The organism is Actinomadura sp. NPDC049753, from assembly GCF_040674655.1.
GTDB classification, from domain to species: domain Bacteria; phylum Actinomycetota; class Actinomycetes; order Streptosporangiales; family Streptosporangiaceae; genus Spirillospora; species Spirillospora verrucosospora.
In genome coordinates this window covers 1-6,347 of sequence record NZ_JBFARL010000313.1, presented here as the reverse complement: position 1 = coordinate 6,347, position 6,347 = coordinate 1, and the positions used below count along the sequence as shown (strand labels likewise).

General features: G+C 71.1%; 5 protein-coding genes. 1 reads left to right on the top strand and 4 read right to left on the bottom strand.

Features of this window, described 5'->3' with window-relative positions:
• Positions 1-148 precede the first annotated feature (148 nt).
• The 4 genes from AB0K37_RS39545 to AB0K37_RS39530 all read right to left on the bottom strand — a co-directional run bounded on the left by AB0K37_RS39545 (position 149) and on the right by AB0K37_RS39530 (position 4,794).
• Positions 149-1,342: an Ig-like domain-containing protein gene (locus AB0K37_RS39545; protein WP_363990627.1), complete on the bottom strand. Its 1,194-nt coding sequence runs from the start codon at positions 1,340-1,342 to the stop codon at positions 149-151.
• 193 nt (positions 1,343-1,535) lie between these two features.
• Positions 1,536-2,678, bottom strand: a complete 1,143-nt coding sequence (locus AB0K37_RS39540; protein ID WP_363990630.1) for an Ig-like domain-containing protein — start codon at positions 2,676-2,678, stop codon at positions 1,536-1,538.
• A 187-nt stretch (positions 2,679-2,865) separates the two neighbouring features.
• Positions 2,866-3,654 carry a VC0807 family protein gene (locus tag AB0K37_RS39535; RefSeq protein WP_363990624.1) on the bottom strand — a complete coding sequence of 263 codons (789 nt, stop codon included), beginning with the start codon at positions 3,652-3,654 and terminating at the stop codon, positions 2,866-2,868.
• A 213-nt stretch (positions 3,655-3,867) separates the two neighbouring features.
• Positions 3,868-4,794, bottom strand: coding sequence for a LysR family transcriptional regulator (locus AB0K37_RS39530; protein ID WP_345176304.1), 927 nt, complete (start codon positions 4,792-4,794; stop codon positions 3,868-3,870).
• A gap of 145 nt (positions 4,795-4,939) precedes the next feature.
• Here AB0K37_RS39530 and AB0K37_RS39525 point away from each other — a divergent pair.
• On the top strand, positions 4,940-6,347 hold a 1,408-nt coding region (locus AB0K37_RS39525; protein ID WP_363990622.1), incomplete at its 3' end, for an aminotransferase class I/II-fold pyridoxal phosphate-dependent enzyme.

Genomic DNA, 6,347 nt, shown 5'->3' with positions numbered 1-6,347 from the left:
GCCCGCACCACCCCGGCCAAGCCGACCCCCCGCACGCTCGCGGCGATACGCGGCGCCGCAGTCGCAGCGGGTGCGCTGGCTCGTTCACCGGGTCCCCGATCGCCGACGGCCGTGTCCGGGCCGTTCCCGGGGCGGGGCCCGGTCATGGTCACCCGGTGGTCACGGTTCGGTCGAGGGCGCTGCCCTTCACCCACCGGTCCCACGACATCTGGTAGTAGCTCCAGCCGTTGAGCGGGTCCAGCTTGCGCTTGCTGCCGGTGATGATCACCGGGTCGCCGCGGTAGGACCACTCGTAGTACCAGCGGGCGTCGGCGGGCGGGGAGTTGACGCAGCCGTGGCTGACGTTCTGGCGGCCCTGCGCCCAGGTGGTGGCGGCCATCGAGTGGATGTACTCGCCGCTGTTGGAGATCCGCACCGCGTGCGGGATGACCTCCTTGTAGCCGCCGTTCTTCTTGTCGTCCGGCTTGACCCCCATCCACTCCGACGTCATGATCGCCGGATTCTCCTTGCCCATGGTGAGGTGGATGCCGCTGGTGGTGAGGTAGGTGTCGACGCCGTTGACGACGCGGCCGCCGCGGCCGGCGCTGATCGGCCAGCTGCGGACCTTCTGGCCGTTCTTGGTGACGACGAGCTTGTGCTTCTTGGTGCTGACCGTGACCATGTGCGCGTCGCCGATGCGGAACCCGCGGGTGTAGTCCGTCACGCCGTAGGTCTTCTTGCCCGACCTCACCCCGGCCAGCCGGGCGGTGAACGTCACCTTCTGGTTGGGCGCCCACCAGGTGCCGTTCTTCGTGCGGAAGATCACCGTGGTGTCGTTCAGCCAGTACCAGGCGCCGGTGGCGGGCGTGGTCGACTTGACCTCGAGAGCGCTCTCGACGGCCTTCTTGTCGGCCACCGGCCGGTTGAAGACCACCTGGATCGGCATGCCGACGCCGACCTTCTCGTTCTTGCTCGGCGTGATGTCGACGATGCTGAGCTCGCTGGCGGCCCTGAGCGTGGCGAACACGGCGTTGACGGTGGCCGTCTTGCCCTTGGGGCTCTTGGCGACCGCGGTGACCTGGTACTTGGCGCCGGGGCGCAGCGTGCGCGACTTCCAGCTGGTCTTGTCGGCGGCCATCGCGCCGTCGACGGGCTTGCCCTTGAGCGTCACCGAGACCTGTTCGAGGGTCCCGCCCGCGGCGGTGACGACGACGCCGTCCTCGGGCTTGGCCTTGGTGTTGCCGTTGCCCGGGTTGATCGTCACCTGCGGGACGCTCGCGTCGCCCTTTTCTCCGACGGTGACGCCGGAGTCCTTCTCTCCTCCGCTGCAGGCCGTCGTGAAGAGGAGGACGACCCCCGCCATTCCCGCGCCAGCCCGAACCCCTGCGGAAAGCCTCCGCTGCACCGTTGACCTCCAGAACCCCGCCGTCTACCAGAGCGACATTAGCGACAAAAGTCGACGATCATGCCATGTCCCAGGGTTTTTGCAGGTGCCTGAGATCAAAGCGTTGCAAGACGGAGGTTTCGTCGCCCTCCCCCCGCCCCCGGCAGCCGTCTCAGCGGAGCGCGCTGCCCTCCCGCCACTTGTCGAAGGAGAGCTGCCAGACGCTCCAGCCGTTGTCCCACTCGACCTCGCGGTCGGTCCCGGTCAGGTTGATCACGTCGCCGCGCTGCATGACGTCGTAGAACCACTTGGCGTTGGCGGGGCTGACGTTCAGGCAGCCGTGGCTGACGTTCGCCGAGCCCTGCGAGCCGACCGACCACGGCGCGGAGTGGACGTACTCGCCGCTGTTGGAGAAGCGGACCGCGTAGTTCACGACGGTCTTGTAGTAGCCCGGGTCCCCCTCCTTGCGGCCGGGGGACGTCATCGTGACCGGGTTGCCCTTCTCCATCAGCAGGTGGACGCCGCTGGTGGTGGTGAACTCCCGCGTCTGGCCGTTGCCGGCGCTGAACGGGACCGTGCGCAGCTTCTCGCCGTCCCGCGTCACCGTCATGTGGTGGTCGCCGATGTCGCCGGTGGTGATCTGCGCGGCGCCGATGGTGATGGTCGCCTGGGCGTCCTTGGCCCCGTACACGCCGCCGCCCGCGTTCACCCCGGCGAGGTCCGCCTGGAAGCGGACCGTCTGGTGCGGCTGCCAGTACGTCTTGGTCCGGTAGATGACCTGGTCGGAGCCGACCCAGCGCCACGCGCCCTCGACCGGCTTCTCCGGGCTGACGCGCAGCGTCCGCTCCACCGCGGCCTTGTCGGCGACCGGCCGGTTGAACCGGACGAAGATCGGCATGCCGACGCCGACCTTCTCCCCGGTGACGTTCGGCGTGATGTCCGCGATCGACAGCGTCTGGGCGGGCTTCAGCGTCGTGAACGAGCTGGTGACCGTCCGGGCCTTGCCGCCGTCGCCGGCCTGGGCCGTGACCGTGTAGGACGTCCCCGGGGTCAGGGTGCGGGTGGACCGCCAGGTCTTGCGGCCGTCCCCGTAGTTCCCGGAGATCGCGGCTCCCCCGCCCTGGACGGTGACGTTGCGCAGCTTCGCGCCGGAGGCCTTGACCTCGATCGTGCCGTCCGGCTTGACCTGGGCGGTCCCGTTCGCCGGCGTGATCGTCACGGTCGTGTCCGACCCGCCCGAGGCGAGCTTGCCCTCGCCCCCGATCGAGCAGCCGGTCATGAGCAGCGCCAGCGCTCCCGTCCCGCCGGCCACCACAGGTCCCAACCGACCCTTTGTCACCACTGACTCCCCCAACCTCAGACATTCACCCCGTGTAGGTGAAATCTATCCAAGGTTGGAGACGCCCTGAATCACGCCCAGGTTCGGACATCAGCGAAGATTCGCTGCTCAGAGAGGGTCAGAGGAGGGCAGAGGGGACGAACGGGGGCCGAAGGCGGCGCGGTCAGGCGCCGGCCGCGGGGGTGGCCGCCGCCGCGGGCTCGCGGTTGACGTGGCGCACCACGCGCTTGAAGCCCCAGACCGAGATCGCGATGCCGACCGCTCCCAGGCCCGCGACGATGCCGGTGCGGATCCACAGGTACATGCTGATCGACTCGTTGAAGAGCATCCAGAGGCTGACGCCCACGTTCGTGAGCAGCACCGCCGACCACAGCAGCGAGATCCGCAGGAAGAACTGGTGGACCCGGGCGTGCTTGTAGAACGCGTCGGGAATGGGCGCCATGTCCTTGGCGAGTTTCATCGCGAGCGGCCGCCGGAGCGGCACCGAGGCGAGGAACGCGATGCTGACGGCGAGCGTGCCGAGGGTCGGCTGGAGGAAGTAGATGACGGCGCTGTGCGTCGCGGCGGCGAGGGCGGCGCGGACGGTCACGCCGACCGCGGCGAGCATGAGCATCCCCGACACGGGGTGCCCGCGCACGTACCGGTAGATGATCCCGCCGTACACCCAGGCGACGGCGGCGACGAGCGCGCCGTTCAGGCCGAGGATCATGAGGGCGGCGTAGAAGACCGCGACGGGGGCGATGACCCCCTCGATGAAGCGCGGGAGCGCGTGCATCAGCAGCGCGGTCACCCGCGGCAGTTCGAAGATGTGGTGGCCACCCGCGGCCCCCGGGCCGTCCTGCGGCTTCGGTGCGCGCACCAGGCCTGGTGGTTCTTCCGCTGTCATGGTCGCCGGTCGTTCCATCGAGCGCTGCGCTCCCCGATCGGTGTACATGGTCTCGGATGTGCTCACGATTCGCCCCACCGTACGTGATGATCCGCGCGCGTCCGTCCTGTTTAGACGGATTCGTCCCCGCGCAGCCGTTTCCCCTGTTAGTTCGGCCCCGACGCCCCCATGGTGCGAATCAAGGCCGGATGCGGCCAGGTCCGAACCCGTCTCCCCGGCTTATTTCCGAGTTTCGGCAGAGGTCACGAGGGACTGCTTACGGGTATCCCCAAACCCTTTTCAGGACTCGGGCGCGGTGATCTGGACCTCTTTCGCGGCCGCGTAGATCGCGCGCAGGGTGACCGCCACGGACGGCCTGCGCACGCTGGCGGTGCGAGTCACGGCGTAGACCTCTCGGGCCAGCCTGCATTCGGGGATGCGCCGGACCGCCACGCCCTGGTCGCCGGCGGCGAGCGCCAGCGCCGGCACCGCGGTGATACCGATGCCGCGGGCCACGAGGCTCAGGATCGTGTGGAGGCCTTCGAACTCCCAGGGTACAGGACGGGCGCCGCCGACCGTGTCCAGAAGCCGTTCGACGGCCTGCCGCGACGGCTCCCCGGCCGGCGCCGCCATCCACGGCTCGTCCCGCAGCCGCTGCAGTTCGACCGGCCGGTCCGGCCGGGCCATGGGATGGGTGTCCGGGACGACCAGGACGAGAGGGTCGCGGCGCAGGTGGAAGAACTCCAGCGCCGCGGGCGACTGGTCGGGGACCTTCCCCGTCCAGTCGTCGATCAGCGCGATGTCGACCTCGCCGTTCTGCACCTGGCGGATGCCGGTGCCGGGCGCGGTCTGCCGGAGCACGAACGTGAGCCCGGGATGGTCGCCGAGGCTCTGCGCCAGTGCGGGGGCGAACGCGACGGCCGCGGTCGGGAACGCGGTGACCACGACCCGGCCCATGGGCGCGTCGGCCTGGGCGGACAGCTCCGCCTCGGCCGTCTCCACGAGGCCGAGGATCTCCTCGGCGCGCTCGGCGAGGCGGCGGCCGGCGTCGGTCAGCTCCGCGCTGCGCGCCGTCCGGTCCAGCAGCGGGACGCGGGCCTCCCGTTCGAGGGCGGCCAGTTGCTGGGAGACCGCCGAGGGCGTGTAGCCGAGGGCGGCGGCGGTGGCGGCGATGCTGCCGCGGCGGGAGAACTCGGCGAGAAGCCGCAGGCGGCGCAGCTCTAGCATCAGCCCATCTTACGGTCAGCATCGGCGAGACTCGCTTGTAATGATGCTCGTTGAGGGCAAGAGTTAGGCGAACCCGGCCGGGTCGCAACACACGGGGATTCCACGATTACCCTCCGTGAAACAGTCATGCCCTAATGGAGTGCTCATGCCCCAGAACCTGCCCTCAGCCGTCCGGCCGCTGTCGTTCGAGCCGCGCCCGGTCCCCCTGTCCGCCACGCTCGCGGTCAACGAGGCCATAGCCAGCAAGCGCAGGAGGGGGGAGCGCGTGCTTCCCCTCGGCTTCGGAGAAGCCGGGATACCGATACATCCCGCCCTGACCCGCGAGCTCGGCGCGGCCGCGGGCCAGGGCGGTTACGGCCCCGTGGCCGGGAGCGCCGCACTGCGCGCCGCCGCGGCCGGATACTGGGCCCGCCGCGGGCTGCCCACCGATCCCGCCGCGGTCGTCGCGGGCCCCGGCAGCAAGCCGCTGCTGTTCGCCCTGCTGACCGCGCTGGGCGGCGACGTCGTCGTGGCGGCCCCGAGCTGGGTGAGCTACGCGGCGCAGGCGTCGCTGGCGGGCGTGGAGCCGATCCGGGTGGCGACGCCTCCGGGCGAGGGCGGCGTCCCGAGCCCCGCGCTGCTGGCCGACGCGGTGGTGCGGGCCCGCGCCCGGGGACGCGACGTGCGGGCCGTCGTGGTGACGCTCCCGGACAACCCGACCGGGACCATCGCCTCCGAGGCCACCGTGCGGCGGCTGTGCGCGGTCGCGCGCGAACAGGACCTGGTCGTCATCTCCGACGAGATCTACCGCGACCTGGTGCACGCGCCTGGCGTGACGGTGCCGAGCCCGGCGCGGTACGCCCCCGAGCGGACCGTCGTGACGACCGCGCTGAGCAAGAGCCTGGCGGCCGGCGGATGGCGGATCGGGGTGGCGCGGCTGCCGGACGGGCCGTTCGGCCGGGCGCTGCGCGACAGCCTGCTGGGGGTGGCCAGCGAGATCTGGTCCAGCGCGCCCGCCCCGATGCAGCACGCCGCCGCGTTCGCGTTCGCCGAGCCGCCGGAGCTGGTCGAGCACGTCGACCGCAGCAGGCGCCTGCACGGCGCCGTCACCGGCGCGGTCGCCGACCGGTTCGCCGCGGCCGGCGCACGGGTCGTGCGTCCGGAAGCGGCCTTTTACCTCTATCCCGACTTCGGCACGATGCGGGACAAGCTGGAGGCCGACCACGGCATCCGGACGGGCGCCGACCTCACGCACCTTCTCCTGGAACGGTACGGAATGGGCGTCCTGCCCGGGAGCTCGTTCGGGGACGCGCCGGCGGCGCTGCGCATGCGGGTGGCGCCGAGCCTGCTCTACGGAGAGGACGACGAGCAGCGCCTCGCGGCCCTGGCCTCCCCCGCCCCGGCCTCCCTGCCGTGGATCGCGGCGGCCCTGGACCGGCTGAGCGAGGTGCTCGACGACCTGTCGGCGAGCGTCACGGTGTCGCTGCTCGCCGGGCTGGCGTGGAACATCGAGTCGCTGATCGCGTTCCGGGTCGTGCAGGGGTTCAGCGGCGGGCTGGTGATGCCGGTCGGCA